Source organism: Streptomyces sp. NBC_01304 (assembly GCF_035975855.1).
In the GTDB taxonomy this organism is placed as follows: domain Bacteria; phylum Actinomycetota; class Actinomycetes; order Streptomycetales; family Streptomycetaceae; genus Streptomyces.
The window spans coordinates 4375604-4402249 of the sequence record NZ_CP109055.1 but is presented as its reverse complement, the minus strand read 5'-3'; the positions used below and the strand labels follow the sequence as shown (position 1 = coordinate 4402249).

General features: G+C 69.8%; 27 protein-coding genes. 19 read left to right on the top strand and 8 right to left on the bottom strand.

Annotated features, from left to right (window positions below; translation table 11 throughout):
* Positions 1 to 13: 13 nt before the first annotated feature.
* The 6 genes from OG430_RS19125 to OG430_RS19100 all read left to right on the top strand — a co-directional run bounded on the left by OG430_RS19125 (position 14) and on the right by OG430_RS19100 (position 3780).
* Positions 14 to 1138 (top strand): response regulator transcription factor, encoded by a 1125-nt coding sequence (locus OG430_RS19125; RefSeq protein ID WP_327353753.1) that lies wholly within the window; start codon positions 14 to 16, stop codon positions 1136 to 1138.
* A 149-nt stretch (positions 1139 to 1287) separates the two neighbouring features.
* A complete protein-coding gene (locus tag OG430_RS19120) occupies positions 1288 to 1491 on the top strand; it encodes a hypothetical protein (protein WP_327353752.1) in 204 nt (67 codons plus the stop codon).
* Positions 1492 to 1502: 11 nt separating this feature from the next.
* Entirely contained in the window at positions 1503 to 2093 is a 591-nt protein-coding gene (locus OG430_RS19115) for a pilus assembly protein TadG-related protein (RefSeq protein ID WP_327353751.1), read from the top strand.
* 39 nt (positions 2094 to 2132) lie between these two features.
* Positions 2133 to 2729 carry a hypothetical protein gene (locus OG430_RS19110; protein ID WP_327353750.1) on the top strand — a complete coding sequence of 199 codons (597 nt, stop codon included), beginning with the start codon at positions 2133 to 2135 and terminating at the stop codon, positions 2727 to 2729.
* Between the two features lie 3 nt (positions 2730 to 2732).
* Positions 2733 to 3365, top strand: a complete 633-nt coding sequence (locus OG430_RS19105) for an OmpA family protein (protein ID WP_327353749.1) — start codon at positions 2733 to 2735, stop codon at positions 3363 to 3365.
* Positions 3366 to 3378: 13 nt separating this feature from the next.
* Positions 3379 to 3780, top strand: a complete 402-nt coding sequence (locus OG430_RS19100; RefSeq protein WP_327353748.1) for a hypothetical protein — start codon at positions 3379 to 3381, stop codon at positions 3778 to 3780.
* A gap of 51 nt (positions 3781 to 3831) precedes the next feature.
* Here OG430_RS19100 and OG430_RS19095 read toward each other — a convergent pair whose 3' ends face one another.
* From OG430_RS19095 to OG430_RS19085, 3 genes are read right to left on the bottom strand one after another with little or no spacing between them, the layout of a single operon-like run.
* Positions 3832 to 4230 (bottom strand): hypothetical protein, encoded by a 399-nt coding sequence (locus OG430_RS19095; RefSeq protein ID WP_327353747.1) that lies wholly within the window; start codon positions 4228 to 4230, stop codon positions 3832 to 3834.
* 10 nt (positions 4231 to 4240) lie between these two features.
* A complete protein-coding gene (locus OG430_RS19090) occupies positions 4241 to 4432 on the bottom strand; it encodes a hypothetical protein (protein ID WP_327353746.1) in 192 nt (63 codons plus the stop codon).
* A gap of 12 nt (positions 4433 to 4444) precedes the next feature.
* A complete protein-coding gene (locus tag OG430_RS19085; protein ID WP_327353745.1) occupies positions 4445 to 5296 on the bottom strand; it encodes a helix-turn-helix domain-containing protein in 852 nt (283 codons plus the stop codon).
* A 163-nt stretch (positions 5297 to 5459) separates the two neighbouring features.
* On the opposite strand from OG430_RS19085, the gene OG430_RS19080 reads away from it, so the two are divergent.
* Positions 5460 to 5984 carry an ATP-binding protein gene (locus OG430_RS19080; protein ID WP_327353744.1) on the top strand — a complete coding sequence of 175 codons (525 nt, stop codon included), beginning with the start codon at positions 5460 to 5462 and terminating at the stop codon, positions 5982 to 5984.
* Positions 5985 to 6026: 42 nt separating this feature from the next.
* Here the strand turns inward: OG430_RS19080 and OG430_RS19075 are convergent, their stop codons facing one another.
* Positions 6027 to 6467: a hypothetical protein gene (locus OG430_RS19075; RefSeq protein ID WP_327353743.1), complete on the bottom strand. Its 441-nt coding sequence runs from the start codon at positions 6465 to 6467 to the stop codon at positions 6027 to 6029.
* 114 nt (positions 6468 to 6581) lie between these two features.
* Here OG430_RS19075 and OG430_RS19070 point away from each other — a divergent pair, with 114 nt between their 5' ends.
* Both OG430_RS19070 and OG430_RS19065 read left to right on the top strand, forming a co-directional pair.
* Entirely contained in the window at positions 6582 to 7694 is a 1113-nt protein-coding gene (locus tag OG430_RS19070; RefSeq protein ID WP_327353742.1) for a hypothetical protein, read from the top strand.
* Between the two features lie 1915 nt (positions 7695 to 9609).
* The gene (locus tag OG430_RS19065; RefSeq protein WP_327353741.1) at positions 9610 to 10470 is read left to right on the top strand and encodes an endonuclease domain-containing protein; all 861 of its coding nucleotides are present in this window, start codon (positions 9610 to 9612) and stop codon (positions 10468 to 10470) included.
* Here the strand turns inward: OG430_RS19065 and OG430_RS19060 are convergent.
* Together OG430_RS19060 and OG430_RS19055 are read right to left on the bottom strand one after the other, a co-directional pair.
* The gene (locus tag OG430_RS19060; protein WP_327353740.1) at positions 10459 to 10872 is read right to left on the bottom strand and encodes a hypothetical protein; all 414 of its coding nucleotides are present in this window, start codon (positions 10870 to 10872) and stop codon (positions 10459 to 10461) included. The genes OG430_RS19065 and OG430_RS19060 overlap by 12 nt on opposite strands.
* Before the next feature lie 67 nt (positions 10873 to 10939).
* Positions 10940 to 12805, bottom strand: coding sequence for a serine/threonine-protein kinase (locus OG430_RS19055; protein WP_327353739.1), 1866 nt, complete (start codon positions 12803 to 12805; stop codon positions 10940 to 10942).
* Between the two features lie 164 nt (positions 12806 to 12969).
* On the opposite strand from OG430_RS19055, the gene OG430_RS19050 reads away from it, so the two are divergent.
* The 4 genes from OG430_RS19050 to OG430_RS19035 all read left to right on the top strand — a co-directional run bounded on the left by OG430_RS19050 (position 12970) and on the right by OG430_RS19035 (position 17441).
* Entirely contained in the window at positions 12970 to 15192 is a 2223-nt protein-coding gene (locus OG430_RS19050; protein WP_327353738.1) for a serine/threonine-protein kinase, read from the top strand.
* Between the two features lie 157 nt (positions 15193 to 15349).
* Positions 15350 to 16090: an SDR family NAD(P)-dependent oxidoreductase gene (locus tag OG430_RS19045; RefSeq protein ID WP_327353737.1), complete on the top strand. Its 741-nt coding sequence runs from the start codon at positions 15350 to 15352 to the stop codon at positions 16088 to 16090.
* A gap of 75 nt (positions 16091 to 16165) precedes the next feature.
* Positions 16166 to 16654, top strand: coding sequence for a nitroreductase family deazaflavin-dependent oxidoreductase (locus OG430_RS19040; RefSeq protein ID WP_327353736.1), 489 nt, complete (start codon positions 16166 to 16168; stop codon positions 16652 to 16654).
* A 7-nt stretch (positions 16655 to 16661) separates the two neighbouring features.
* Entirely contained in the window at positions 16662 to 17441 is a 780-nt protein-coding gene (locus OG430_RS19035) for a class I SAM-dependent methyltransferase (protein ID WP_327353735.1), read from the top strand.
* Positions 17442 to 17615: 174 nt separating this feature from the next.
* Here OG430_RS19035 and OG430_RS19030 read toward each other — a convergent pair whose 3' ends face one another.
* On the bottom strand, positions 17616 to 18806 hold the full coding sequence (locus OG430_RS19030; protein WP_327353734.1) for a winged helix DNA-binding domain-containing protein: 1191 nt from the start codon (positions 18804 to 18806) through the stop codon (positions 17616 to 17618).
* Between the two features lie 83 nt (positions 18807 to 18889).
* Between OG430_RS19030 and OG430_RS19025 the strand changes: the two genes are divergently transcribed.
* Together OG430_RS19025 and OG430_RS19020 are read left to right on the top strand one after the other, a co-directional pair.
* Positions 18890 to 19228, top strand: coding sequence for a winged helix-turn-helix transcriptional regulator (locus OG430_RS19025; protein WP_327359146.1), 339 nt, complete (start codon positions 18890 to 18892; stop codon positions 19226 to 19228).
* A gap of 205 nt (positions 19229 to 19433) precedes the next feature.
* Positions 19434 to 20168, top strand: a complete 735-nt coding sequence (locus OG430_RS19020) for an A24 family peptidase (RefSeq protein WP_327353733.1) — start codon at positions 19434 to 19436, stop codon at positions 20166 to 20168.
* Positions 20169 to 20483: 315 nt separating this feature from the next.
* Here OG430_RS19020 and mgrA read toward each other — a convergent pair whose 3' ends face one another.
* Positions 20484 to 21521: an L-glyceraldehyde 3-phosphate reductase gene (gene mgrA / locus OG430_RS19015; protein ID WP_327353732.1), complete on the bottom strand. Its 1038-nt coding sequence runs from the start codon at positions 21519 to 21521 to the stop codon at positions 20484 to 20486.
* Between the two features lie 101 nt (positions 21522 to 21622).
* Here mgrA and OG430_RS19010 point away from each other — a divergent pair, with 101 nt between their 5' ends.
* From OG430_RS19010 to OG430_RS18995, 4 genes are all read left to right on the top strand, one after another.
* Complete coding sequence (locus OG430_RS19010; RefSeq protein ID WP_327353731.1) at positions 21623 to 22384, top strand: isoprenyl transferase; 762 nt, start codon at positions 21623 to 21625, stop codon at positions 22382 to 22384.
* Between the two features lie 308 nt (positions 22385 to 22692).
* Complete coding sequence (locus OG430_RS19005) at positions 22693 to 24015, top strand: PhoH family protein (RefSeq protein WP_327353730.1); 1323 nt, start codon at positions 22693 to 22695, stop codon at positions 24013 to 24015.
* 395 nt (positions 24016 to 24410) lie between these two features.
* Complete coding sequence (locus OG430_RS19000; RefSeq protein ID WP_327353729.1) at positions 24411 to 25136, top strand: transglycosylase SLT domain-containing protein; 726 nt, start codon at positions 24411 to 24413, stop codon at positions 25134 to 25136.
* A gap of 158 nt (positions 25137 to 25294) precedes the next feature.
* On the top strand, positions 25295 to 26644 hold the full coding sequence (locus OG430_RS18995) for an AI-2E family transporter (RefSeq protein WP_327353728.1): 1350 nt from the start codon (positions 25295 to 25297) through the stop codon (positions 26642 to 26644).
* Positions 26645 to 26646 lie beyond the last annotated feature (2 nt).

Sequence of the window (26646 nt, the reverse complement as noted above, 5' to 3'; positions counted from 1 at the left end):
GAGGAGGCCGCTCATGCCGGACGAGAGCTCCTACCCCACCGGTACGCACGTGTCGCAGCACACCTCGTCGCACACCGCGCCCCGCTCGGAGCACACCCCCGCATCCGTCTCCGTTCCCCCGTCGGCAGCGGCATTCCCGGCCCAGCAGCCCCAACACCCCCAACACCCCCAACACCCCACCCCCGCAGACCCGTTCGCGACCCCACCCGGCACGGAGGTCTCGGCGCTGAGCGTGGTCGTCGCCGACGACAATCCCGTCGTACGCGCCGGACTCACGGTCCTCCTCGACGGTCGCGCCGACATCCAGGTGGTGGGGGAGGCGGGCGACGGCCGCCAGGCGCTCGCCGTCGCCCGGGAGCGCAGGCCCGATGTGGTGCTCCTGGACGTACGCATGCCCGGCGTCGACGGCATCTCCGCCCTCCCGTACCTGGTCCAGATCGCCCCGGTCCTGATGCTGACCTACAGCCGCGAGAGCGCGATCGTGCAGGAGGCGCTGCGGCTCGGCGCGGGCGGATATCTGGTGCACGGCGAGTTCACCGCCGAACAACTCGTCACGGCCGTACGCGACATCAAGGAGGGCCGGGCCCACTTCACGGCGTCGGCCCAGGACGCGCTCCTCGCCCACGTACGCGGCGGCTCCCCGGTCGGCGCTCCACCGCCGCTGCCGTTGCCGTTGCCGGAAGGGCTCGGGCGGGCGTACGACACCGGCCAGACGATGCCGCCGCCGTACGTCATGCCGACGCCGCCCGCTGCGAGTGCACATGGTTCCGGATTCCCCAATTCGGGGCCAGCTGTCTCGAATTCGCATCAGTCACGAGGTCATGCTTCGCATGTGCAACCAGATGTGGGACAGTCTCCATACCCGCAAGTCTCGTATGACCGACAGCGCGACCGCCAGCACGATCGCAAGAGTTACGGACTGAGTTCGAGGGAGGTGGAGGTCATGGATCTCATCGCGTCCGGCATGAGCAACCAGCAAATCGCCGCCACCTGCTTCATCAGCGAGAAGACCGTCAAGAACCACATCAACCGGATATTCGCGAAGCTGCACAGCGCGAGCAGGAGCGAAGCGATCGCCGTGTGGCTCGGTACGGCCCGGGGGATGGGGCCGGGGTCGGGGGTTGGTGGTCATGGCTGAGCGGGGGGCGAAGGCTGCGAAGGCCCGGCTTTGGGCCCGGAGTTGGGCCCACGGGCCCTCCGGGAGGGGGGCGGGTTCGGCGTACGTTTCCGGTGTCGAGTCGGCCGGTGTGCGGTCGGCAGTTGCCGTCGGACCCGGAGGGGAACGTCATGTCGAAGCTCTACGTGAAGTGGCAGAACCGCGTTGTCTCGCGCATGCAGGGCGTCCAGAAGGACGAGGGTGCCGGGTTTGTGGAGTACGCGGGTTTGCTCATTCTGATCGCGGCGATCGTGACGGCCGTGATGGGGCTCGGGCTGGACGACACGATCTCGACCGCGATCGAGGAGGCCGTAACCGAGATCACTGGCGGCTGATGCTTCCGCGCTTGCGCGATGACAAAGGGTCGACCATCCCCCTGTACGTATGGACCGTGGGGATGGTCCTCTTTGTTGCGTTCGTCTTCTTCGTCTTCGCCAAAGGGGCGGTGGCACGCAGTGGCGCTCAGTCCGCTGCGGATGCCGCCGCCCTTGCTGCTGCGCAGGAATTCAGGGATGAGTTAACGGCGGAGTTCATTGCCACCCTCCCGACCGGCGCGTGGGTTCCTCCGCTCGAAGGAAAGATGCCGCCGGGGCCGGGCTACTTCGCCGCCGCGCAGCAGCTCGCGGCCGAGAACGAGTCCACCGTGATCTACGTCCACCCGACTCCCTCGGGTATTGACCTGGCCTTCAAGGCCAAGATCAGGACCAACTACCCGGTGGGCGACTCCCTCGTCCCTCGGACTGAGGACACCTACGCCGAGGCCGATGCCACCGCGGTCGTGGAACCGAAGTGCCACATGGTGCTGAACGTCCCGACCAAGGTTGCGGAGATCGCGTGTAAGGACGGCCGCCAGTGGGTTATCCATGTTGAGGATCTCAACGGCGGCGTTGCCCTGCCATCGGCCAAGGACCTGTTCTCGGTCCACCTGGTGGATTGACGAAGCGAACGACGAGAGAAGGAAGCGGTGCTTAAGGGGATGCGGCACACCATGAAGGTACGAAGGGCACTGACCGCAGTGGCGATCACGGCTGGCTTGGTCCTCACGGTGGCCGGCTGCGGGGGAGACGACAAGGGCGGCGGTGGCTCGGACAATGCGAGTCAGTCCCAGAAGCCCACCAAGGACGATGGTGGGGGCAAGAAGGACGAGGAGACCCAGGAACCGGCAGCGGATCAGGTGCTGGCCGAGGTTACGGGTGGGGAGAACATCACGCTCACCATCACCTCAGCGGTGCGAGACGAGGGTGGCTTCCTCACGGTCGGCGGCAAGGTGAAGAACGGTGGCAGCGGGATCTGGGTCGCCAACAGGTGGCGAGGTGACGAGAAGGAGCTGATGGGGAATGCCGCCTCGATGGCTGGCGCTAACGTCGTCGACAAGGCGGGTAAGAAGCGCTACCTGATCCTCCGTGACACTGAAGGCCGCTGCCTGTGCACGCAATTCAGGGGTGGCTTCAAGAGCAACGAGGAGCAAACCTTCTTCGCCCAGTTCCCGGCCCCGCCGAACAGCGTGGCCAAGGTCGACTTCCAGGTCGGGGACATGCCCCCCGCCACGATCGAAATCTCCGAGGGTGAGTGACCCATGCACCCCACCCACACTCGCCGCCGACCAGTGCACCTAGCCGCAACAACCCTCACGGCAATCGCGCTGCTCGCCACCCTCAGCATTGGCACAGCCCACGCCGAGGACGACCCGACCCAGCCACCAGGCTCAACGACCACCTCCCCACCACCAACAGTCGATCCCGACGCCCCAGGCCTGAAACTCGCCGACGGCGCCACCCTCGCCCCCGCCCGCGTCCTCGACATCAAGTCGGTAGTCGAAGACCTCGGCGGCGAGGAGCGCCGCGAAGAGACGAACTCCGACATGAAGTTCGCGCTCCAGGCGGAAGTCCTCTTCGGCAAGGACAGCTCCAAGCTGAACCCCGACGCACTCGGCCGCATCAAGGCGATCGCCGACGAGATCGAAGCCCAAAAGGCAACCAAGATCCGGGTGTTCGGGTTCACCGACAACCTGGGCTCGTACGGCCACGGCAAGACGCTCTCCAAGAAGCGCGCCGACGCCGTGCACGACGAGCTCGCCAAGGATCTCGGCTCGGAGATCACCTTCGAGGTCCGCGGCTACAGCGAGGACTACCCGATCGCCTCCAACTCCACGGAGGAAGGCCGCAAGAAGAACCGTCGCGTGGAGGTCTCCTTCCCGCGCGGCTCTTAGAGGAGGGCACTCCATGGCCAACCCATCCCGGCCGGGCATCGCGACGGCCGCGGGGGTCTTCGCGATGCTGATCGGCGGGACCATTGCCTGCTACGCGGCGTACATCGGGATCAAGACCTTCGAGTCCGGCTTCGGCCCGATCATCGGCTTGGTCCTCACGCTGTTCGGCCTGTCCATAGCGCGGAACGCGGGGAAGCTCCTGGCGGGCGACGGAAACGGGGCCGAGCGGCTGACCATGCAGCTCGGCATCATCGCCGGTCTGTCCGGCGTGGCGATGGGCGCGATGATCGCCCAGGCCGACTTCGACACCGAGTCGGCGCAGGCCCAGATCATCGGGTTCGTCACCGCGTTCGCCCTCTCGGTGATCGCGATCGTCCTGTGCTCGCGGCCGGGCACGAAGGATTACGTCGACTGACAGGCGACGGGGCCGGGCCGCACCTTCGAGGTGCGGCCCGGCCCCTTTGCGCTACCAGAACCTGGTGTATTCCTTCGCCCCCGCGGCCCGCATCAGCTCTTCCGCCCCCTCGCCCGTGACGAGGGGATGGACGAGCCGTACGAGGGGGCCGTTCAGCCCCGGGGAGTCCTTCAACCTGCCCTTGCGGGTGCGGTCCATGACCCCGAGGGCCTCCGCGAGGTCCGTGAGGTTCATCGTCAGGGCGCCGGAGTCCGTCCTGAGGGACACCCTCGCCACGGAGTGGCGCTCCCGCACATCGATGCCGAAGTCGTACCTCACGCGGTCCGTCCGGTACCTGACCACGGGGAAGAGCACCATCGTGCCGTCGTTCTCGGGCCCCTCCAGGCCCAACTCGGCGGCAACTTCGGCGAAGTCTTCCGCGGTGTCGACGAAGAACCCTTCGGGACCCATGAGCCACTCCTCAGAGCAGGTGGTCGGCCTTCCCTGCCTTGATGTCCAGGATCAGGCTTCGCAACGCGTCCGGGCCGTCTTTGAGGTAACGGTCCTCCTGGCCGGCGACCGCGATGTAGGCGTTGCCGTCGGGGTCTGTGCCGAGCCTGAAGCAGTTCGCGCCTTCCCCGCAGAACGGGTCTTCCCAAGTGATGGTCGGCACGGCTGAGGCCTCCTACAGGTCGTTGGCGAGGGTACGGATGAAGTCGCGCGAGGCGGCGGGCGCTAGGGCGACGGACTCCATCGCGTCGAGCTGGGCCCGATACTTCTGCAACTGCATCTCCGTGTCGATGAATTCCGCGCCATGGGTGCTGTCCAGCTCGACGGTGTCGAGCGGCGGCACGTTCGCCTGGGCGTAGATGACGGACTGCCCGGCGCCAGGGAAGCTCCCCGCCTTGAACGGGATGACGTGCAGCGCAACGCTGTCCCGCTCGCTCAGTTGCAGAAGGCGCTCCAACTGCCGCCGAGCGACGCCCGGTCCACCGAACTGCATCCGCAGCGCGGCCTCGTGGACGATCACGTCGACACTCGGCGGCTCCGCGTTCTCCAGTACCTGCTGACGGTCCATGCGGTGGGCCACACGCACGTCGATGTCGGCGGCGGGCAGGCGGGGGATCACCGCCTCGAAGACGGCGCGGGCGTGCTCCTCGGTCTGCAGTATCCCCGGCATGTGCACGGTCAGGGCGATACGCAGGCTGGTGGCGTGCCACTCCATTTCGGCGATGTCCAGGAAGCTGACAGGGAGTTGGCCCCGGTACGTCTCCCACCAACCCTTGTCGCGCTCGGTGGCCATCGAGGCCAGTGCATCCACGAGGCCCTGGTCCGGGCAGCCGTAATTGCCCGCGAGAGTGCGTACGCGATCGGCGCTGATGCCTGAACGGCCGGACTCCATGTTGGGCACGTTGGTGCGGGGGACGCCCAGCAGTCCGGCGGCGTACTCGGTGGTCATCCCGGCAGCGACCCGCATCTTGCGCAACTCTGCGCCGAGGCGTCGCTGTCGCTCCGTTGGTGTGCTTCTCGGCGGCATGCGGCTCAGTGTATTCCGGCGTTCCGTAGTACACGTACTCCGCCCTGCCCTACAGTGAGTAGCGCAACGGTCACGCAGTACGCGTGGCGGAAGTGCACCTCCGGCATGCCCGGAGACATCGCCACCGCCCGCTCAACCACCCACCAACGCAAGGGAGTTAGGGATGTCCCTCACCATGCCCGCCACCTGCCAGACCGAGCTCGCCACCATCAACCCACCCGCCCCCGACGAGCTGACGTACAGCCTGACCCTCCCAACGGGCCCCGCAACCCCCGCCATCGCCCGCGCGGCAACCCGCCGCATCCTCGCCGAACACGGCCTGCAATCCCTCACGGACGCGGCAGTCCAAACGGTCGGCGAACTGACCGCAACGGCATGCCAGTTCACCCCAACCTCCGAGGTCTACGTATCGCTCCGCTACCGGGAGGGTGCCCTCCGAGTGATCCTCTACGACGGCCATCCCCGCCACGCGAACCCCCGCCTCGCCGCACAATGCGACGCCCGCCGCCGAGCAAGCCTCCGCCTCCTCGCCTGCGTCGTCCGCACCTGCAAGGGCGAATGGGGCTTCGGCGACGCCCGCGAACCCTCCGGCGGTACCCGCATGTGGGCGGTATTGCCGCACGCGTCGACGGCGACGTACGGCCAACTGGCGGTCAGCAGGGCCCCATTGGCGCACGCGGCGGGGTAGCGCGACCGCCGGGCACGAAAGGGCGAGGGGGCGGAGGGCCGCCTATGTCCGGCTGGTGCCGGACGTAGGCTTGCCCGGATCGGCAGGGTGCTCGAACAGGATCACCGTCCACTTCCCCTCATGGGCAAGCTCCAGATTCTCCCGAACCGCCCCGCCGTCCTTGTCCTTGGCCACCAGCTTCGCGTCGGCCAGGAAGATCCCCATGCGGTCGTACGTCAGCGACACGTCCTCCACCGTGAGTCCACGTCCACCCTTGCCCGACAGAACCCGGCCGGCCTGCTTCCGCGACCACGCCTCGTCGGGAGTACCACCCACCGCCAGCAAGGCCTCGACGTCACGCGCGTTGAGCGCCTTCACATACGCCTCAACCGAACTCCGCGCGCCGTCCGGCGGACCGGAACGGTCCTCGCCGCCCTTGCCGCTGCCGCAACCCGCTGCGAAGGCGACCGCCAGCACGACAGCCAACACACGTCGACGTTTCATGTCCTCAACGTACGGCCAACTCGCCTGAGCAGCACGGCAGTTCGTGGGACGATCGGGCCCTCGCGAACCGGGCCGTAGTCGCTGCGGCCCGGTTGTGCTGTGGGAGGGGGAGCCTTGTCGGGTGAGGTGATCGGCAACGTGATGGTGGCGGCGAGTGGCGCTGCCTTGATGTTGGTCCTCCTGCGCGAGCAGTACGAGAAATGGCTGCGAAAGGCCAGGCCTTGGCGAAGCGAGAGGCGGCTCTTCAGGCTCCTTGGCGGTCATCTGTCGCAGAACCTGAAGTCGTACGATCCCGATGCGCTCACCGCGACCGCCGCGCGGTTTGGTCGGCCGTTCACCACTCGGGATGCGGAGCTGGAGAAGAGCCTCCGGCTGGCTGTGGGGTATTACGCAGGCCTCCTCGCCTGGGGCTTTGTCTGGATGGTTGAAAGTGTCGCCTTCCTGGCGGTGACCGTCCTGCTCGAAGCCGGGGCGCCGGACGAACCTTGGTGGGTGGGTGGCGCGCTGACCTATGCCGTACCGCTGTCTCTGGTCATCTGGCTCGTCCGCGACGCATGGTTCTTCTCCATTCGTCGATTGCGGAGCCTTGAAGCCCCCGCACTTCTCCAACTCCAGTGCTGTGACGTCTTGATGGCCTGTAAGGAGGTCGCGGACGGCGAGAGTGACGTACTGGCGCTCGACCGCGAGGTGGAGAGGGTCGTCCGCTCCCTGTCGCGCTTCGCCGAGGCGGGCCACGTGTACGGCAGTCCCAAGCGAAAACGCGAGCTCGCCGAGTACATCGCCCGCGTCCAGCACGCCCTGCGGGCCGCCGTCGCCGATGTCTTCCGGGACGGCACCCCCGCCCTGGACGAGCTCGCCCGGAAGACAGTCACCCTCGCCGAACGGTCAGGAGAGGGCCGCTGGCTGGCCCTCCTCGACGAGGCCGACACGCAGACAGCGCCCCTGCCCGAGCCGCTCCCCAGCCGGGCCAGGCGCGCGGCCGACGCCGCGATCATCCTGCTCATGGTCGCCGCGACGGCCGGCGCGATCTGGGGCCTGGTCGCGCTCAAGATCTCCGCCACGGCGATCTCCGTCATCGCCCCGGCCATCCTCCTCGGCCTCGGCCTGGCCTGGCGCGGCCCCCGCCTGGGCCTGAGCCCGACGAGCGTCTTCGGCTCGGTCACCGGCAACCTGACCCAGCCCCCGACCCCACAGCCGCCCGCGCAGCCGGGCCCCGGGAACCCGTAGCCGGCCACTCCACAGCGAGCCCCCACCGTCGCCCTCGCGACGAGGTGGTGGCAGAACCTCGCGTCCGGAGGCGTTGCGCGCGGTAGGAGCCAGATTGCGTGGCTGATGGGGGCGGCTGGTGCAGGTGGCCTCCGCTCCTTTCGTCGTCGACTGCAGCGGCTCGCCGGCTGACTTTCCCCCATGACTGTCAGTACGGGCATACGAGGGCGATCACCAGCGACGAACAGCCCGAAGCCCCTCCGCCCCGAGGAGAGAAAGACAAGAAAGACAGCAGCAGGGAGGAGGAGGGAGGAGGAGGGAGGAGGGAGGAGGAGGGAGGGGAAGCAGGGAGAGAGGCAGGCGAGCGGGAGCAGCGGCAGCGCGGGCGCGGGGCAGCGGGGAGCGGGGCGGCGGAGGAGGGGGCGCGGGGCGGCGGAGGAGCGGAGCGGTGGAGGAGCGGAGGAGCGGGGCAGCGCGGGGCGGCGGAGGGGCAGGGCGGCGGCGGAGCGGGGTGGCGGAGGGCGGGGCAGCGGCGGAGAGGGGGAGCGGAGGAGCGGGGGAGCGTGGACGCGGGCGGCGGAGGGGCTGGGTGGCGGAGGGGCTGGGCAGCGCGGGAGCGTTGGCGCGGGGTGGCGGAGGGGTGGGGCAGCGGAGGAGCGGAGGAGCGGAGGAGCAGGGGAGCGTGGACGCGGGCGGCGGAGGAGCGGGGCAGCGCGGGAGCGTAGGCGCGGGGCGGCGGAGGGGCAGGGCAGCGGCGGAGCGGGGTGGCGGAGGGCGGGGCAGCGGCGGAGAGGGGGAGCGGGGTGGCGCGGGAGCGGGCAGCGCGGGAGCGCGGGAGCGGAGGGAGGGCAGATTCGACAGGTGGGGGATAGGGGGCAGTTGGTGCCCCTCTTTGTCCCAATTCCTTGGCCCCATTTCCCTCAGTTGGCTCCTGCACCCCCGGCTCCGCCCCCTCCCTCCCCGGCTCCGCCCCCTCCCTCCCCGGCTCCGCCCCCGCCTCGACCTCCCTCCTCGGCTCCGGCCTCCTCCCTCCCCGGCCTCCTCGGCTCCGGCCTCCTCGGCTCCGGCCTCCTCGGCCCCGGCCCGGCCCCGGCCTCCCCGGCCCCGGCCCCGCGCCCCTTCCTCCTCGGCCTCGGCCTCCCCTCCTCGGCCCCGCGCCCCTTCCTCCTCGGCCTCGGCCTCCCCTCCTCGGCCCCGCGCCCCTTCCTCCTCGGCCTCGGCCTCCCCTCCTCGGCCCCGCGCCCCTTCCTCCTCGGCCCCGGCCTCCCCTCCTCGGCCTCGGCCTCCCCTCCTCGGCCCCGGCCTCCCCTCCTCGGCCTCGGCCTCCCCTCCTCGGCCTCGGCCTCCCCTCCCCGGCTCCGCCCCCCGGCCCGGCCTCGGCCTCCCCGGCCCCGCGCCCTTCCCTCCCCGGCCCAGCCCCTCCCTCCCACCCCAGCCCCTCCCTCCCCGCTGCTGCGTCTTTCCCTTCCCAGGCGGTCCTCCTGTCGGCGATGCGCAAATCCAGGGGCCCGTACTGACCGTCATGGGGGAAAGCCAGCCCACGAGCCGCCGCAGCCGACGACGAAAGGAGCGGAGGCCACCTGCACCACCCACCCCCACCAGCCACGCAATCTCGTTCTTGACCAGCCGCCGAAGGGCGACTTCGCGACTCGCCGGCCCGCCCGACCGCCCGCTGGCCCGCCAGCCCGACTTCCCCAAGCCCCGACCTCCGCAAGCTCCGCCCGCCCTCGGCGCAGCCCCCAGCCCCCAACCGCCGCTACCCGGAGGGTTATCCACAGGCCCAGCGGAGATGTGCGCCGCCGGGGATCATGGGCGCATGGTCGGGGTTGGGGGCGTGGTCGGAGTCGGAGTCGGAGTCGGGGGAGCGTCGTCCTTCCTAGGGGTTGCCGCTTGCGGCGGAGTTCTCTTGAGCCGGTGGCTCGTGCGGAGAGGTGAGGTGGAGGGGAAGACCGTCAGGCGGAGCCTGGTCCGGGCGGGCTGGCGGCGCATCCACTACGGCGCCTGGGCCGAGCCCGGCCGCGAGATCGACCTGGGCCTGCGCGTACGGGCGATCCAGCTCGTGGACCCGGAACTGGTCGCCAGCCACCGTGCGGCTGCCGCGCTCTGGGGCATCGAACTGCTCGGCGTACGCGAACTCGACCGCGTACCGCCCGAGTTCACGAACGAACGCTGGGGAAGCGGGACCAGCCGCGACGGGAAGGTCCACCGAGCTGCGCTGCGGCCCGAAGAGGTCACGACCCTCCGCCCGGCGACGGCTCCCGCCCCGCGTCTGACGACGCCGGCCCGGACCCTCGCCGACCTGCTCCGCTCGGAGGGGCGGGACGAGGCGCTCGTAGCCGTCGACTCGGCGCTGACCTGCCGGCAGCGGCGCGCGCCGCTCGTCACGCTCGCCCAGTTGACGGCGGCCGTCGACGCGCTGCCGCCGCGGGGGCGGGCGGAGGTCCGGAGTCGGCTCGCGCTCGCCGACCCGAAGTGCGAGTCCCCGGCGGAGACGGTCGCCCGGCTGCGCTTCCAGGACGCGGGGCTGCACCCCGAGTCGCAGGTCGAGTTGGACGTGGCAGGCGGGCGGCGGGTGCGCGTCGACTTCCTCTTCCGGGCGAAGCGGGTGGTCGTCGAGATCGAGGGGTACGCGTTCCACGGCAGCCGCGCCGCCCACGACCGGGACGTCGCCCGTTTCAACGCGCTGCAAAGCTGCCCGGAGGTGGCGTTGGTTCTGCGGTTCACGGCCGTGGAAGTCTTCGCGGCCCCGGAGTTGGTGATCGCCCGGATCCGCGAGGCCCTGCGGTCAGCCGCGTGAGGCCCCGCTGAACAGCAGCCGCAGCAGCGCGGCCACGCCGCCAGGGCCCGCCATCACGATCATCTGGATCAGGTCGTGCTCGGCCCGCGCACGCGACCAGAAGCCCGAGTCGTTGTAGTTGACGTACTGGAGGATCAGGCCGACCGCAGTCACCGCGACGACCGCCCACAGATAGCGCGCCCGCCGGGAACGGTCCGTGACCCTCCAGCAGGCCGCGATGAGCACCGCGACCCCGACCATCGCCGAGACCGGCTCTATGCCGCCGCCGTCGCCGAAGCCCCCGCCGAAGCCCCCGAAGTCGCCCAGGTCGTCCGGGTCGTCGATGTCGTCGATGTCGTCGATGTCGTCGACGTCGCCGAAGAGCCCGTAGTCCCCGTCCCCGTCCTTGTCCCCGTCCCCCATGTCAGAACCCTCGCCGATTCCGGCATGGCCATCAACTGTCCGTACGTACGAGGGATCGACCGGCCGGTCAGGGAATCCGCCACTGCTGGGACTTGCTCCCGGGCGTGCAGGTGACGACGGTCAGCTGCTTGCCCGCGCCGTTGTCGGTCAGGCAGTTGTTGCCGTTGAAGTCCTGCAGGTAGTACGCGCCCGAGGTGCCGGCCTTCTCCGGGTTCCAGAGGGTGGAGAGGCTGCTCGGCGACCCCGTGAGGATCGTCTGCGGGGTGCTGTCCCAGGAGGCCGCGTGCGACGACAGCTCGGGTTTGCTCAGGTTGCAGGACTTGAAGGAGACGCTGCCCTGCTGGCCGGTCGCCTTCACCCAGCCGTACTCCGTGTGCCCGCCCATGACGACCTTGCCGTTCACCTTCGGGCCGGCGTCGGCCAGGCCGACCTTGACTCCGGAGCCGACGTTGGTGATCGCGCCCCAGTTGTCGCCGCCGCAGCCGGCGGGCGTGCCGCCACCTGAGCCGCCGCCGTCGCCCGAACCGCCGCCCGACGCGCTGCCGCTGTCCGAGCCGCCGCTCGCGCTGCCCCCGCCGTCGCCCGAACTCCCGCCGTCCTGCCCGGAGTCGGCGCCCGGGTCGCCACTTCCCCCGCCGCCGGAGACGGCCGCTCCCGCCGCCCCGCCGTCCCCGTCCTTTTCCTTCTCCTTGTCCTCACCCTTCGGCTTCGCCTTGTCGCTGGGGTTGCCGGACTTGCCGGGCGGCGTTTGTGAATTCTGGCCGCCCCCACCGGAGTCGGCGGCGCCGGGTCCGGCGGCGGGCGGCTTGTTCGCGTCGGTGGAGCGGGGGGTCGGGACCAGGTACAGGACGGTCCCCGCCACGGCCGGTACGAGGACCGCGCCGAGCACGACGAGCGGAGTGCGGCGCCGCTGTCGGCGGGTGGCCTGGGTGGTGGCGGCCGCGGGTGCGGGTGCGGACTCCGCCTTGGGCACGGGCACGGGCACGGGCACGGGCACCGGCACGGGTGCGGGTGCCGGAGCGGGTACGGGTTCCGTCTCCTGCGCCCCGCCCGCCCCGCCCGCTGCGAGGCGCCGCGCCGCGGCCGCCATCGCCGCCGCGTCGGCGAACCGGTCGTCGGGGCTCTTGGCCAGGGCACGCGCGACGAAGGAACGTACCGGCGAGGGGAAGGTGTCGGGCAGCTCGGGCGCGGGTTCCCGGATGTGCTTGAGCACGATCTCCAGGACTGTGTCACCGGTGAACGGGAGCTCCCCGGTGAGCAGTTCGTACGTGACGACGCCGAGCGAGTAGAGGTCCGAGGCCGCACCCGTGCCGGTGCTGGTGCCCTCGGCCTGCTCGGGGGCCATGTAGAGCGCGGTGCCGATCACGGCGTCGGACGCCGTGAGCTTCGTGGACGAGGCGGCGCGGGCGATCCCGAAGTCGGTGACCTTGAGGCGGCCGTCGGGTCGGAGCATGAGATTGGACGGCTTGATGTCGCGGTGCACGACGCCCTGGGTGTGTGAGGCGTGCAGGGCGTCGAGGGCCTGGGCGACGAGTTCCAGGGTGCGCTCGACGGGCAGCGTCCCGCTCTCGGCCCGGACCTCTGCGAGGGACCGGCCCTCGATGAGCTCCATGACGATGTACGCGATCAACTGGTCGTCGTGGCGCCCCTCGCCGTAGTCGTGGACGCCTACGATTCCGGGGTGGTCGAGGCCCGCGAGCAGCCGCGCCTCGCGCCGGAACCGTTCCATGAAGGCCGCGTCGTCGACCAGCGCGGGCAGCAGGATCTTGACCGCCACCTGCCGCCCGAGCACATCGTCCTCGGCCCGCCAGACCTCACCCTGGGCCCCGCCTCCGAGCCGCCCGGCCAGCGTGTATCGCCCGCCGAGGACTACTCCCCGCCCCCACATGTCCTGCTGCCCCCGTGCGCTCTTGAGTTGCTCGTGATCAGTCAAGTGGTCAGTGCAACTGCAGTGTGCCAGAGGGGTATTGAGGCTCCAAGAGTGATCCGGGGGCCGTAGCCTGCAACCGCCGGATCGCGTGTCGCCGTACGTGGCGTACGTGGCGTACATGTCGGCGTACATGGCGTACATACAGAGTGAGCTACGGGGAGGGACCAGTGGCGGAGACCGTGCTGTCCGGGCGCTACCGGCTGACCGAACGGCTCGGCGCGGGTGGGATGGGTGTCGTGTGGCGGGCCGAGGACCTGGTGCTGCACCGGGAGGTCGCGGTCAAGACCGTCGCGGGGCCCGGAGTCACCGAGGAGGCGGCGGCTCGGCTCGAACGCGAGGCGCGGGCTGCGGCGGGGCTCTCCGACAACCAACACGTGGTCACCGTCCATGACTTCGGCCGGGATGGCGACACGCTCTACATCGTCATGGCCCTCGCCCCGGGCCGTGCCCTCGACCGCGTCCTGACCGCCGAGGGCCCGCCCGCCCCGGCGCAGGCCGTGGACTGGGCCCGGCAGATCTGCGTCGCCTTGGAGGCGGCGCACGACGCGGGCATCGTCCACCGCGACATCAAGCCCGCGAACGCCGTCCTCGGCCCCGACGGCACGGTCCGCGTCCTCGACTTCGGCATCGCCTGGTTCCACCGTGACCTCGGCTTGGACCGTCTCAGCCAGGCCGGCGGCGTACTGGGCAGCGCGCCGTGGATGTCGCCGGAGCAGGCGCGCGGGGAGGAGGTGGGGGCGGCATCCGACCTCTACTCGCTGGGTTGCCTGCTCCATCAACTCCTCACCGGGCAGCCGCCGTTCGGCGACCGGGACGCCCTGGCCCAGATCGTGGCCCACGCCTCGGAGGTCCCCGACCCGCCGTCCACGCGTCGGCCGGGGCTGCCTGCGGAGCTGGACCTTCTGGTGGCGGAGTTGCTGGCCAAGTCCCCGGAGAACCGCCCCCCTTCGGCCGCTGAGACCGCGGCGCGGCTCGGGGCGATCGCGCGGGAGATGGGCGCGGGGGAGACGACGGGGCGGCCCGCCGCGCCGCCGATGCACCCTGCGCTTCCGGATGCGGCCCCAGCTCCGGTCTCCGGGCGGCCGGTGTCACGGCGGACCGTGCTGTTCGGGGTGATCGGCCTGGCCGCGGTGTCGACGACCGTGGTGGTCGTACCGAAGGTGCTGGAGGACGACGGAGGGGACAAGGGCGGGGGAGGCGAGGGAGAGGGAGACAAGGGCGGCGCGGGTCAGGTGGGCCAGAACGGGGAGCTGGCACCCCGGTGGAAGCGGGCCGCCAGGGACAGCCCGGTCGAGGCGCTCGGCTCACTCGTCCTGACCCACGAGACAGACGGGGACAATCGCTGGCTCACTCGTGAACTGGCCTCGGGTGAGGAGCGCTGGCGCGCGCACGACCAGGTCGATGCGCCGGTCACGGGGCCCGACGGCTCCCTCTACTTCGCGGTGGACTCCAGCGAGCTGCACGCCATCGACCCCGATGACAGATCCGTCGTCTGGAAGTTCGCGCCCCTCGGCGACGACGACGTCACCTCCGGCATCGATGCCGTCGTGTCCGAGAGCGGCTTCTACGTCGCGGTCGCCCAGTACGTCTGCGCGCTGGACGCCAAGAGCGGGAACGAGCTCTGGCGGCACACCAGCGAGGACGACACGGGGGCGTACACCACGGTCGTCGATGCCGGTTCGCTGGTCCTGGCCCGCCTGGACAGCCGCAGCTGGGACGCTCTTCACAAGGGCGGGGCCTTGCTGTGGAGTTGGACGTTCGCGGACCACTCGGAGTTCGTGACCTCGGTCTTCAAGGGCGCGGTCGACGACCGTCTCTTCTTCGCCAACGACGGGGACGTGGTCGTCGTCGACGCGACCACCGGCGACGTACTCGCCACGTACAAGGACCGCGAGGAACCGGAGGTCCTTCCCGAGGGCAAGCTGCTCGTCGGCACCGGCGAAGCCTGGTCCGCCACCGACGGCAAGAAGCTCTGGTCCGTGCGCGACAGCTTGTACTCCTACCTTGCGGGCGATGTGCTCGTCGTCCAGCAGGAGGTTCCGGACGAGAAGAGGATGCGGACCCTGGGCGTCGACCCCCGCACCGGAGCCGAGCTCTGGAGCCATGACGACCTGGTGCACTACAGCCTGGCCGGGAACAACGGAAGCGGCCCCGACACCCCACTGATCTTCGGCGTCGCCGGCAAGCCCAACCACCTGTCGCGCTTCGACCCCGCGACGGGCGACAGGGGCCCGGTCCGCACCCTGCCGGAGAAGTTCATCCTGTGGGCCGCCTGCATGGGCGACGACGTCTTCGCCGTGTGCGCCGACCGGGCGTGGGGCATCAAGCGCGGGGAATGGCCCAAGGACCGACGCCTGTACGCGATCCCACTGGCCCAGTTCGACAACTGAGGGACAGGCGGCTGATGAATCAGCCCGTCCGGCGATCGAGGACAATCCTTTGAAGCCGGCGGCAGCCTTACGGGAAGGGGCGGGGTGGGGAAAAGGAACGTACGAGACGGGACTTTGGCCCCAAGCCGCACCCCCACCGGTGGGGCAGCATGACCCCATGCAGCTAGCCGGAAAATCCGCCATCGTCACCGGAGCCAAGCGAGGCCTAGGCCACGCAATCGCCGAACGCTTCATCAAAGAGGGCGCCACAGTCGTCATGTCCGACGTCTTGGACGCCACAGACGAGGCAAAGCAACTCGGCGGCCACTTCACGAAGTGTGACGTGAGTGACGAAGCCCAGGTCAAGGCCCTGATCGAGCACACGCTCAAAACGCACGGCGGCCTCGACATCCTCGTCAACAACGCCGGCATCGAATTCGCCAAAACCATCCTCGACACCACCGTCGAGGAATGGGACAGGCTCATGGGCGTCAACATGCGCGGTGTCTTCCTCTGCTCCAAGCACGCCATCCCCGCAATGACCGAAAACGGCGGCGGCACCATCGTGAACATCGCCTCGGAGCTCGGCCTGGTCGGCGACGCGGGCGTGGCGGCGTACTGCGCCTCCAAGGGCGGCGTCATCCAGCTCACCAAGGCCACCGCGATCGACCACGCGAAGGCCGGCATCCGCGTCAACGCACTGTGCCCGGGCCCGATCCAGACCGAGCTCCTGGAGGTCGTCTTCCAGGCCGACCCCGACCCGGAGGGCCTGCGCAAGAAATTCGAGGAGCTCACCCTCCTGGGCCGCCTCGGCCGCCCGGACGAGGTGGCGTCGGCGGCGCTGTTCCTGGCCTCGGACCAGTCGTCCAACATGACGGGCGCGAACCTCGTCCTGGACGGCGGCTGGACGACCCGTTAGATCAAGAAAGCGCCAAATCAAGGGAGTTGGGCAAAGCGCCTGTACTCGACAAGCCCGCCGTGGTTGCGTACAGACATGGCAAAAGCGACGGAACGCCCCGCGATCTTCGACTCGCCCCGCATGGCGCCCCTACTGAGGGCCATCACCCGCGCGCACGTCGCCGTCTACCGCGCGACGGACGGCCGCGTCGGCGGCCGCTACCGCCTGGGCAGCGCCTTCCGGAAGAGCGTGCCGACCTGCCTCCTGACGACGATGGGCCGCAGCTCGGGCCGGCTGCGCACGGTGCCGCTCGTGTATCTGCCGGACGGCGACCGCGTGATCGTCGCCGCTTCGTACGCCGGTACGCCGGTCCATACGCAGTGGTACCGCAACCTGGTGGCCGAGCCCCGGGTCCTCGTCCGCACCGGCCCCTGGCTGCGCGCGATGCGCGCCCGCACGGCGGACAAGGCGGAGCGGGAGGAGCTGTGGCCGCGCCTGGTCGAGATGTACGCCGAGTACGCGGAGTACCAGTCCTGGACCGAGCGGGAAATCCCGGTGGTGGTGTGCGAGCCGTCCCTGACATGATCGATCCATGTCCGATACGCACACGTTTGATGAGCTGGTAGCCGAGGCGGTGGCGGCCCCCGTGGCGGGCTGGGACTTCTCCTGGTTCGAGGGCCGCGCCACCGAGCAACGCCCCTCCTGGGGCTATCAGCGCTCCTTGTCCGGCCGCCTCGCCGGGGCCACGGCGGCCCTGGACGTCCAGACGGGCGGCGGCGAGGTGCTGGCCGGGGCGCTCGCGAGGGCGTCGGCCCGGCCCCGGCTGTGCGTCGCCACGGAGGGCTGGCCGGCGAACGTGGCCAAGGCCACGGCCCTGCTCCACCCGCAGGGTGTGGCGGTGGTCGCGGACGCGGAGGAGCCTCCGCTGCCGTTCGCCTCCGGCGCGTTCGACCTGGTTTCCAGCCGGCATCCGGTAAAGCCGTACTTCTCGGAGATCGCGCGGGTTCTTGCGCCCGGGGGTACGTACTTCGCCCAACACGTCGGGCCTGCGAGTGTCTTCGAGGTGGTCGAGTACTTCCTGGGCCCGCAGCCCGAGGAGACCCGGAACGCGCGTCATCCGGACCTGGAGAGCGCGGAGGCCTCGGCGGCCGGGCTCGAACTCGTGGATGTCCGCCCGGAGAAGCTCCGCATGGAGTTCTACGACATTGGGGCTGTCGTCCACTTCCTGCGCAAGGTGATCTGGATGGTGCCGGGATTCACGGTCGAGGCGTATCGGCCTCAACTCCGCGTGTTGCACGACCAGATCGAAGAGTCGGGCTCCTTCGTGGCCCACAGCACGAGGGTTCTGTTCGAGGCCCGAAAACCGAATTAGTCCCCTCCCCGCCCCTTCCCGAAAGTCTGCGACGCCTTCCGCCCTTCGGGCGGTGTCCTCAAACGCCGGACGGGCTGATTTCATCAGCCCGTCCGGCGTTTGAGGACAAAGGGGGCCAGGGGCGAAGCCCCAGGCTGTCCGCAGGACTTTCGGGAAGGGGCGGGGTGGGGAAAATCAAGCGTGCGCGCCCACGGTCACCGGCCCGAGCACCAACTCGCCCCGCGCCTCCACCACTTCACCGACCCGCGCAACCTGCCCTTCCAACTCCCGCACCTGCGCAGCAGAAAGCCGACCCAAGGCCTCAACAGTCACCACACACCGCCGCCCGGCCCGCTTGAGGTGCCACACCCCACCCACCTCCCCGTCCACCAGGACAACAGGGGAATTCCCGGCCTGCCCCCGAGCCAGCGCACGCGTATACGCCGGCCCCGCGAACAACCGCTCCCGCGGATATCCCGCAATCCCGAACGCATCGAAATAGGGCAGCAACCGCACCCCCCGCGCCAAAACACCCGGAGCACCCGGAGCACCCGGAGTATCCGGAAATTCAACATCCCCCGCCACCACCCACGCCTCGACCCCGTCGAAGTCGACCCGCTCGATCCCGTCCCCGAGCGCCGCGAACGCCTGTGAGGCCCAACCAACCGGTGCAGCAAGCCACTTGGCGAAGGAGGCGGGGGTCGCAGGCCCGTACGCGTACAGATACCGACGTACGAGAGCGGCGACCGCCTCATCCGCAGGCAGAGGCACGACCCCACCCGCCCCGCCCGGCCGGGTGTACGTCGCCTTCCGCCCCCGGTCGGGCCCGAAACACAGCACGCCCCGATGCGCGGCAAGATGCGTCACCGTCCGCCACCGCGGCCAGAACCCCTGGAACGCCGGCATCGTCAGCTCGCCCGCCCACGGCCCGGTCCGCGCCACGACCTCCTCGGTGAGCTCGTCCGCCGTCAGGCAGACGCCCTGCAGCGCCTCCCCGATCGCGGCGACGACGTCCTCGGTCTGCCCGGGCGAGAGCCGCACCCCGTCCGAGTGCTGCTGCCGCCCGGCGGGCAGGGCCGACAACGCGCCGCACCAGAAGGGGAGTTCGGAGGCGGGGAGCAGGTGAACCGTGCCCCGGGGGCCGTACGTCTTGACCAGCGCCCCCGCCTCCCACAGCGCGTCGCGCACCGACTGCCGGGTGCCGTCCGCCACCCGCATGCCCACCGACAGCTCGGCCGCCGAGAGGACCTGGGCATGCGCGCCGAGCATCGCCGAGACGACCTCCGCGAGCTCGGACGGGGACGAACCCTTCGCCGGTTCGTCGGCGAGCCACTGCCGTGCGAGGCGTCGGGAATTTGCCGGGCCCCAAGTGACGCTGAGAGTCATGGACGCAAGTATGGGCACAGCGGTGCTGATCGACAGCAGTGCTGAACGGACGAGGAGTTGGCCGAATCGTGGGCGCAGGCAACATGGGACCGTACAGCTGTGGCCTCGACGCCGCGATCGACGTCGTCGGCGGCAAGTGGAAGCCGATGATCCTGTGGGCGCTGTACGAGCGCGGCACGCTCCGCTTCGGCGAGCTGCGCCGCGAGGTGACCGGAGTCACCGAGAAGATGCTCACCCAGCATCTGCGCGAGATGGAGGCGGACGGCCTGATCCACCGCGAGGTCTACCGGGAGGTGCCCCCGCGCGTCGAGTACTCGATGACCGACCTGGGCGCCCAGCTCAACCAGGCGCTGATCCCGCTGGGCTGTTGGGGCGAGCGGAACATGGACGCGATCGTCTCTGCAAAGCAGGGCGCCGCATAGCGGGGAGCCGCAAAGAGAGGGGGGAGGGAGGCGCGCGGCACCGCGCAGCCCCCTCCACCGCGCGGTACCGCACCCGCGCGACTTTGCCGACGCGAATTAGCCTTGGTCTGAACTTACGTGATCCCTACATGTGGATTCGACCGGTTCCGATAACGATGCGGACTCGAACAGCCGCCCCGCGCCCCCGCCCCATAAGGTCACCCACGTGCAAGCCCTGCTCACGTCCCTGGCCGCCGCGTACGGCGCGTGCGCCGGCCTGCTCATAGCCCGCCCCGCCCACCGTCTCGCGGTCCCGGCCGGCAACCCGTGGGCCGGCGCCTGCCCGGCGGGGCACCCGCTGACCGGACCGGCCGCGGGCTGGCTGGGCACGGCCCGCTGCCGGGGCTGCGCCGACTGGTTCGGCCCCTCCACCCTCCGCCTCGCCCTGATCACGGCAGTGGCCTGCGCCGCACTCGCGGTGGCGACCGGGCCCCGACCCGAACTCGCGGTGTGGCTGATCCTGGCCCCGGCGGGCGTCCTCCTCGCCACCGTCGACCATGCGGTGCACCGCCTGCCCGACGTCCTCACGCTGCCCCTCGCCGCGGCGGCGGTCGTCCTGCTCGGCGCGGCCGCCAATCTGGACGCGGCGGGCGGCTCCTGGCTCGGCTCCGTCCTCGGCGGCCTGGCCCTCGGCGGCGTCTACTTCCTTCTCTTCCTCATCAACCCGAGCGGCATGGGCTTCGGAGACGTCAAGTTGGCGACAGTCCTCGGAGTAACCCTTGGGTGGTACGGCGGGGGAGTCCTGATCGTGGGCTTCATGACGGGCGTCTTCTACGCCGGCGGATACGCCCTCGCCCTTGTCCTGCTTGGCCGAGCGGGCCGCAAGACGGCGATGCCGCTGGGCCCGTGCATGCTCGCCGGAGCGTTCACCGGGCTGTTGCTGGGCGGACTCGGAGCGTAGTTACGCCACGCCGTTGCACACAGCACGACTTACGAAGGGTTATGGTGGAAACCCCCCCTCGGGCCGGTCCGTCTCCCCCCCACGGACCGGCCCGTTTTTTCTGCCCGGATTCAGCCCGGCATCTCTCGACCCGTCCGGCGCTCAGAAATCAGCCCGTCCGGCATCCCTTCAGCCCGTCCGGCGTTTGAGGACACCGCCCGCAGGGCGGAAGGCGGCGCAGCCTTACGGGAAGGGGCGGGGAGGGGAGGGGAAAGAGAATGGGGCCCGGGGCGACACCCGCACCCGAAGCCCCACCCCCACCCCGCCGGCCAGGCCCTAGCTACGCCCGGCCCAGATGTTCGTCCCAGGCGTGGACACCGCAAAGGTGTCGATCTCCGCCAGCTCGGCCTCCGTGAGCTTCGCCCCGCTGAGCGCCGCCACGTTCTCCTCCAGCTGCTTCACGCTGGACGCCCCGATGAGCGCCGAGGTCATCCGCTCGTCCCGCAGCACCCAGTTCAGCGCCAGCTGCGCCAGCGACTGCCCGCGCCGCCCGGCGATGTCATTGAGGCCGTTGAGCCGACGTACGACTTCCTCGGAAAGCAGCCCCGGGTCGAGCGACTTGCCCTGCGTCGCCCGCGAGCCCTCCGGAATGCCCTTGAGGTACTTGCCCGTGAGCAGCCCCTGGGCCAGCGGCACGAAGGAGATGCAGCCCATGCCCTCGGCCTCGAGGGTGTCGAGGAGCGCGTCCTCCTCGGTCCAGCGGTTGATCATCGAGTAGGACGGCTGATGGATGAGGGGACGTACGCCCATCTCCTTCAGGATCCGCGCCGCCTCCGCCGTCTGCTCACTGTTGTACGACGACACCCCTACGTACAGCGCCTTGCCCTGCTGCACCGCGGACGCCAGCGCGCCCATCGTCTCCTCGAGCGGGGTGTCCGGGTCGAAGCGGTGCGAGTAGAAGATGTCGACGTAGTCGACGCCCATCCGCTTGAGGGAAGCGTCGAGCGAGCTCATCAGGTACTTGCGGGAGCCCCACTCACCGTACGGACCGGGGTGCATGAGATAGCCCGCCTTGGTCGAGATGACCAGTTCATCCCGGTAAGGCGCGAAGTCCTGCTGCAGCAGCTTGCCGAAGTTCAGCTCGGCCGAACCGGCGGGCGGACCGTAGTTGTTCGCCAGGTCGAAGTGCGTGACGCCGAGGTCGAATGCGCGACGCAGGATCGCCCGCTGGTTGTCGAGGCCCTTGTCGTCACCGAAGTTGTGCCAGAGGCCCAGCGAGATGGCCGGGAGCTTCAGTCCGGAGCGGCCGGTGCGGCGGTACTCCATCGAGTCGTAGCGGTCCTGTGCCGAAAGGTACACACGCTTGTCGTTCATGGGTACGAAGCTACTTCAGGGGGGATCCCGGGCGGGGGCACAGGGATCCAGCGGTAATGTGTCGGGCTCGGGACGCCGTCTGCACGGAGGGGCTGAAGAGAGTGAACCTGCGCGACCTGGTGTACAGGCTGTACGCACGCCGGGTGGAAGGCCGCCTCGATCACGCCGCGGTGCCCAAGCACATCGGGGTCATCCTCGACGGCAACCGCCGCTGGGCGAAGGCGTCCGGCGGCACCACCGCGGAGGGTCACCAGGCCGGGGCCCAGAACATCTCGGAGTTCCTCGGCTGGTGCGCGGAGACCGACGTCGAGGTCGTCACCCTCTGGCTGCTCTCCACCGACAACCTGGACCGGCCCGCCGACGAGCTGGGCCCGCTCCTCACCATCATCGAGAACACCGTCCGCGACCTCGCGTCCGACGGCCGCTGGCGCGTGCACCACGTCGGCACGATGGACCTGCTGCCCGCCCGCACCCAGTCGGTGCTCAAGGAAGCGGAGCAGTCCACCCACGGCCGCGACGGAATACTGGTCAACGTCGCGGTGGGCTACGGCGGCCGGCAGGAAATCGCCGACGCCGTGCGCTCCATGCTCCTGGACGCCGCCGACAAGGGCACCGGCCTGGAGCAGCTCGCGGACACGGTCGACGTCGACCTGATCTCGAGTCACCTCTACACCAGCGGCCAGCCCGACCCGGACCTGGTCATCCGCACCAGCGGCGAGCAGCGCCTGTCCGGCTTCATGCTGTGGCAGTCGGCCCACTCGGAGTACTACTTCTGCGAAGTCTTCTGGCCGGCCTTCCGGAAAGTCGACTTCCTGCGTGCGCTGCGTGACTACGCGGCACGCCACCGGCGTTACGGGGCATAGCCCACGGGGGCCGGGGAGCCTCCTGTAACTCATGTCACCAGGCGTTCATTAACGCTTCGTCATATGCCATTGCATGGTCGTACCTGTTCGAGGGAATATCCCTTTCAGGTCGGCTTCCCGTCCAGGGAGGTCGAATCCTCAGTGGGCGGCACGGGAGCCGCCCGCCCGGGAGGCTCCTTGCACCAGTTGGACCGTACTCAGTACGGCGACACGGGGGGCCGGTGCTCGGCCCACGCAGGCCCGCCCGGTCCGGCTAAGCCCCGCGACGCCGTCGCTCCCCAACCTCATCCGAGGGGGTACGTCCTTCCGTGGTGACCAGCACTAAGCGCCGCATGCCTGACAGGCGCACCTATGTTCTCGACACCAGCGTTCTGCTGGCCGATCCCAACGCCCTGAACCGCTTCGACGAACACGAAGTCGTGCTCCCGATCGTGGTGGTCACGGAGTTGGAGGCCAAGCGGCACCATCCCGAACTCGGCTACTTCGCCCGGCAGGCCCTGCGCATGCTGGACGACTGCCGGATCAGGCACGGGCGGCTCGACGCCCCGATCCCGATCGGCGACCTGGGCGGGACCCTGCGTGTCGAGCTCAACCACTCGGATCCCGGCGTGCTTCCGGCCGGCTATCGAATGGGGGACAACGACTCCCGGATCCTCGCCGTCGCCCGCAATCTGCAGGCCGAGGGATACGACGTCACCGTCGTGTCGAAGGACCTGCCGCTGCGGATCAAGGCCTCTTCGGTGGGGCTCCTCGCGGAGGAATACCGCGCCGAGCTCGCCATCACCGAATCGGGCTGGACGGGAATGTCCGAACTCGCCCTTTCCGGTGAGCAGATCGACCTGCTCTTCGAGGAGGACACGCTCTACGTTCCCGAGGCGGCGGACCTGCCCGTGCACACGGGCCTCACGCTGTCCTCCGAGCGCGGCAAGGCGCTCGGCCGGGTCACGGCGGACGGCAACGTCCGGCTGGTGCGCGGCGACCGCGAGGCGTTCGGCATCAAGGGCCGCAGCGCCGAGCAGCGCATCGCACTGGATCTGCTGCTCGACCCGGACGTCGGGATCATCTCGATGGGCGGCCGGGCGGGCACCGGCAAGTCCGCGCTCGCACTGTGCGCGGGACTTGAGGCCGTCCTCGAGCGCCAGCAGCACCAGAAGGTGATGGTCTTCAGGCCGCTGTACGCGGTGGGCGGGCAGGAGCTCGGCTATCTGCCCGGCACCGAGGCCGAGAAGATGGGGCCCTGGGCGCAGGCCGTCTTCGACACGCTGGGTTCGGTGGCCGGCAAGGAGGTCATCGAGGAGGTGTCCGCGCGCGGCATGCTCGAAGTGCTGCCGCTCACGCACATCCGGGGCCGCTCGCTGCATGACGCGTTCGTCATCGTGGACGAGGCCCAATCCCTGGAACGGAACGTCCTGTTGACCGTTCTGTCCCGTATCGGCGCGAATTCCCGTGTCGTACTCACCCACGATGTCGCCCAGCGCGACAACCTCAGGGTCGGTCGGTACGACGGAGTGGTCGCCGTCGTCGAGAAGCTCAAGGGGCACCCGCTCTTCGCGCACGTCACGCTGACGCGGTCCGAGCGTTCGCAGATCGCGGCACTCGTGACCGAAATGCTCGAAGACGGCCATATCTGAGGCGTTACACGGTAGTTGGCGCCGCCCGGCGGGCTGAAAAGCCTACCGGGCGGCGCTGCTGTTGCGTGGCGGGTTGCCCAAAACTCGTGGGGTAAACGGGGTGTGAGCTTTCCCACGCAACGCAGAATTGCCTCGCGGCGTCCGGTTCGGGCAGAGTCTGGGTCCTGTCAGGCCCCGCATACGGCACTTCCGTACCCCCAGCGGTACGGCACCTCGAGAACCTCAAGGACCTCGAGGCGCACAGAACTTCATAGCGCTCGCCGTATGCCACCCGAGACACACGAGGTGCTCCCCGCAAGGGGGTTGCCCACCGGGTCCGTGCTTCCCGTGACCGTGTATCAGGGGGAGGCCAGTGCAAGGGGCAAGATTGCGCCCGCCAGGTCACCTCTCGGGCGATGCTGGAAGGAAACCGTGTGAGCCGGATTTCGGTCCGGGGATTCGCAGTGGCTTCGGCCACCGCGGTCACCACAGTCGGCGCCGTCGTCGGTGTTGCCGCAGGCAGCACTGCTCAGCCCTCGAACGACTTCGAGGCGACCGCCGGCGAAGGGACGCTCCTCGCAGAGATACCCGCAGGCCAGCAGGCCGAGGTCCAGACCGCGTCGCTGTCGCAGCAGGCAGACGCGCAGGCCGCCGCCGCTGACACAGCCGCGCAGAAGTCCGCGGAGGAGACGGCCCGCAAGCAGGCCGCCGAGGACGCGATCGCCAAGAAGGAAGCCGCGGAGAAGAAGATCGCGGACGCCAAGGCGAAGGAGAAGCGCGAGGCCGAGGAGAAGGCCAGCCGTGACTCCGCCCGCGCGGACGCCTCCAGCTTCGCCCAGCAGAGCTCCTACACGATCGCGCAGACCAAGGCGATCGCCCAGCAGATGGTCCCGTCGGGCCAGTTCCAGTGCTTCAGCAACATCGTGGACCACGAGTCCGGCTGGAACTACAAGGCGAGCAACCCTTCCTCCGGCGCGTACGGCCTCATGCAGGCCCTGCCCGGCTCGAAGATGTCGTCCGCCGGCGCCGACTGGCAGACCAACCCGGCCACCCAGATCAAGTGGGGCCTGAACTACATGAACGACCGTTACGGCGGCCCGTGTGGCGCCTGGGACTTCTGGCAGGCCAACAACTGGTACTAGGTCGAGCCGTTCGGGACTGATCTCACCTCCGTCCCGCTCAACCTCACGGAGCCCCCCACCGTCCTTCGGTGGGGGGCTTCGCGCGTGTACGGTCATGCCAGTCGGATGCGGGGGCATCGGTGGGGGAGAACTCCCTACGGGGGAAAAGGGAAAAGATCATGTCTAAGGTTCCAGGGTGGCTCGGTCGCATCGGGGCCGGGCTGTCCCAGATGGGCGAGCGGCTGGACGAGCGCAAGGCGGCCGCCGCGGAGGGCGAACCGGAGCCGAAGGCTGAGCCCGTGTCCGCGGCCGCTCCCTCTGCGGGTTCCGGCTCCGCGTCTGCCTCCTCCTCCGCCTCGTCGAGCGTCCCCGCGCCGCCCGACTACGCGCCGGCCATACAGCCGAGGCCCGAACCCTCGGCGGCCGTCCCCTGGGGGCTGCGCGTGGCGGCCGAGGCGGGCTGGCGGCTGCTCGTACTCGCGGGCACCATCTGGGTGTTGGCGAAGGCCATCAGCCAGGTCCAGCTCGTCGTCATGGCTTTCCTCGCCGCGCTGCTCATCACGGCGCTCCTGCAGCCCACGGTGGCCCGCCTGATCAAGTGGGGCCTGCCGCGCGGGCTCGCCACGGCGGTCACCTTCATCTCGGGCTTCATCGTCATGGGCCTGGTGGGCTGGTTCGTGGTCTGGCAGGTCATGGAGAACCTGGACACGCTCTCCAACCGAGTCCAGGAAGGCATCGACGAGCTCCAACAGTGGCTCCTCGACAGCCCGTTCCACGTCACCGAGGACCAGATCAAGGAGATCGCGAACAACCTGCGCGAGACGATCGGGGCCAACACCGAGGAGATCACCTCGACGGGCCTCGAGGGCGTGACGGTGATGCTGGAGATCCTCACCGGCATCCTGCTCGCCATGTTCTCGACGCTCTTCCTTCTCTACGACGGCAAGCGCATCTGGAACTGGACGCTGAAGCTCGTCCCGGCCCAGGCCCGGCCGGGTGTCGCGGGCGCGGGGCCGCGGGCCTGGCGCACGCTCACGGCCTATGTGCGCGGGACGGTGATAGTGGCTCTGATCGACGCCATCTTCATCGGTGTGGGCATCTACTTCCTCGACGTCCCGATGGCCGTGCCGCTCGCCGTCTTCATCTTCCTGTTCGCGTTCATCCCCCTGGTGGGCGCGGTCATTTCGGGCGCACTCGCGGTGGTCGTCGCGCTGGTGACGCAGGGCGTGTTCACCGCCCTGATGGCGCTCATCGTGGTCCTCGCGGTGCAGCAGATCGAGGGCCACATCCTGCAGCCCTTCATCCTGGGCCGCGCGGTGCGGGTGCACCCGCTCGCGGTGGTCCTGTCCGTCGCGGCGGGCGGCATGATCGGGGGGATCGGGGGTGCGGTGATGGCGGTGCCGCTGGTGGCGGTGACCAATACGGTGGTGGGCTACTTGCGCACGTGGTCCAAGGAGAACGCGTTGCGGGCGTCGGCTGCTTCGGCGGAGGCTGAGCCTGCGGACCGTCCGACCGTCGAGTCGGGCTGAGG

Bases quoted from the DNA above. Each gene is read 5' to 3' on its own strand.
- OG430_RS19110 (WP_327353750.1), top strand. From the start codon at position 2,133: ATGCGGCACACCATGAAGGTACGAAGGGCACTGACCGCAGTGGCGATC.
- OG430_RS19030 (WP_327353734.1), bottom strand. From the start codon at position 18,806: ATGACTCTCAGCGTCACTTGGGGCCCGGCAAATTCCCGACGCCTCGCA.
- OG430_RS19025 (WP_327359146.1), top strand. From the start codon at position 18,890: ATGGGACCGTACAGCTGTGGCCTCGACGCCGCGATCGACGTCGTCGGC.
- OG430_RS19125 (WP_327353753.1), top strand. From the start codon at position 14: ATGCCGGACGAGAGCTCCTACCCCACCGGTACGCACGTGTCGCAGCAC.
- OG430_RS19085 (WP_327353745.1), bottom strand. From the start codon at position 5,296: ATGCCGCCGAGAAGCACACCAACGGAGCGACAGCGACGCCTCGGCGCA.
- OG430_RS19075 (WP_327353743.1), bottom strand. From the start codon at position 6,467: ATGAAACGTCGACGTGTGTTGGCTGTCGTGCTGGCGGTCGCCTTCGCA.
- OG430_RS19080 (WP_327353744.1), top strand. From the start codon at position 5,460: ATGTCCCTCACCATGCCCGCCACCTGCCAGACCGAGCTCGCCACCATC.
- OG430_RS19035 (WP_327353735.1), top strand. From the start codon at position 16,662: ATGTCCGATACGCACACGTTTGATGAGCTGGTAGCCGAGGCGGTGGCG.
- OG430_RS19000 (WP_327353729.1), top strand. From the start codon at position 24,411: ATGCTGGAAGGAAACCGTGTGAGCCGGATTTCGGTCCGGGGATTCGCA.
- mgrA (WP_327353732.1), bottom strand. From the start codon at position 21,521: ATGAACGACAAGCGTGTGTACCTTTCGGCACAGGACCGCTACGACTCG.
- OG430_RS18995 (WP_327353728.1), top strand. From the start codon at position 25,295: ATGTCTAAGGTTCCAGGGTGGCTCGGTCGCATCGGGGCCGGGCTGTCC.
- OG430_RS19040 (WP_327353736.1), top strand. From the start codon at position 16,166: ATGGCAAAAGCGACGGAACGCCCCGCGATCTTCGACTCGCCCCGCATG.
- OG430_RS19095 (WP_327353747.1), bottom strand. From the start codon at position 4,230: ATGGGTCCCGAAGGGTTCTTCGTCGACACCGCGGAAGACTTCGCCGAA.
- OG430_RS19100 (WP_327353748.1), top strand. From the start codon at position 3,379: ATGGCCAACCCATCCCGGCCGGGCATCGCGACGGCCGCGGGGGTCTTC.
- OG430_RS19045 (WP_327353737.1), top strand. From the start codon at position 15,350: ATGCAGCTAGCCGGAAAATCCGCCATCGTCACCGGAGCCAAGCGAGGC.
- OG430_RS19105 (WP_327353749.1), top strand. From the start codon at position 2,733: ATGCACCCCACCCACACTCGCCGCCGACCAGTGCACCTAGCCGCAACA.
- OG430_RS19060 (WP_327353740.1), bottom strand. From the start codon at position 10,872: ATGGGGGACGGGGACAAGGACGGGGACGGGGACTACGGGCTCTTCGGC.
- OG430_RS19120 (WP_327353752.1), top strand. From the start codon at position 1,288: ATGTCGAAGCTCTACGTGAAGTGGCAGAACCGCGTTGTCTCGCGCATG.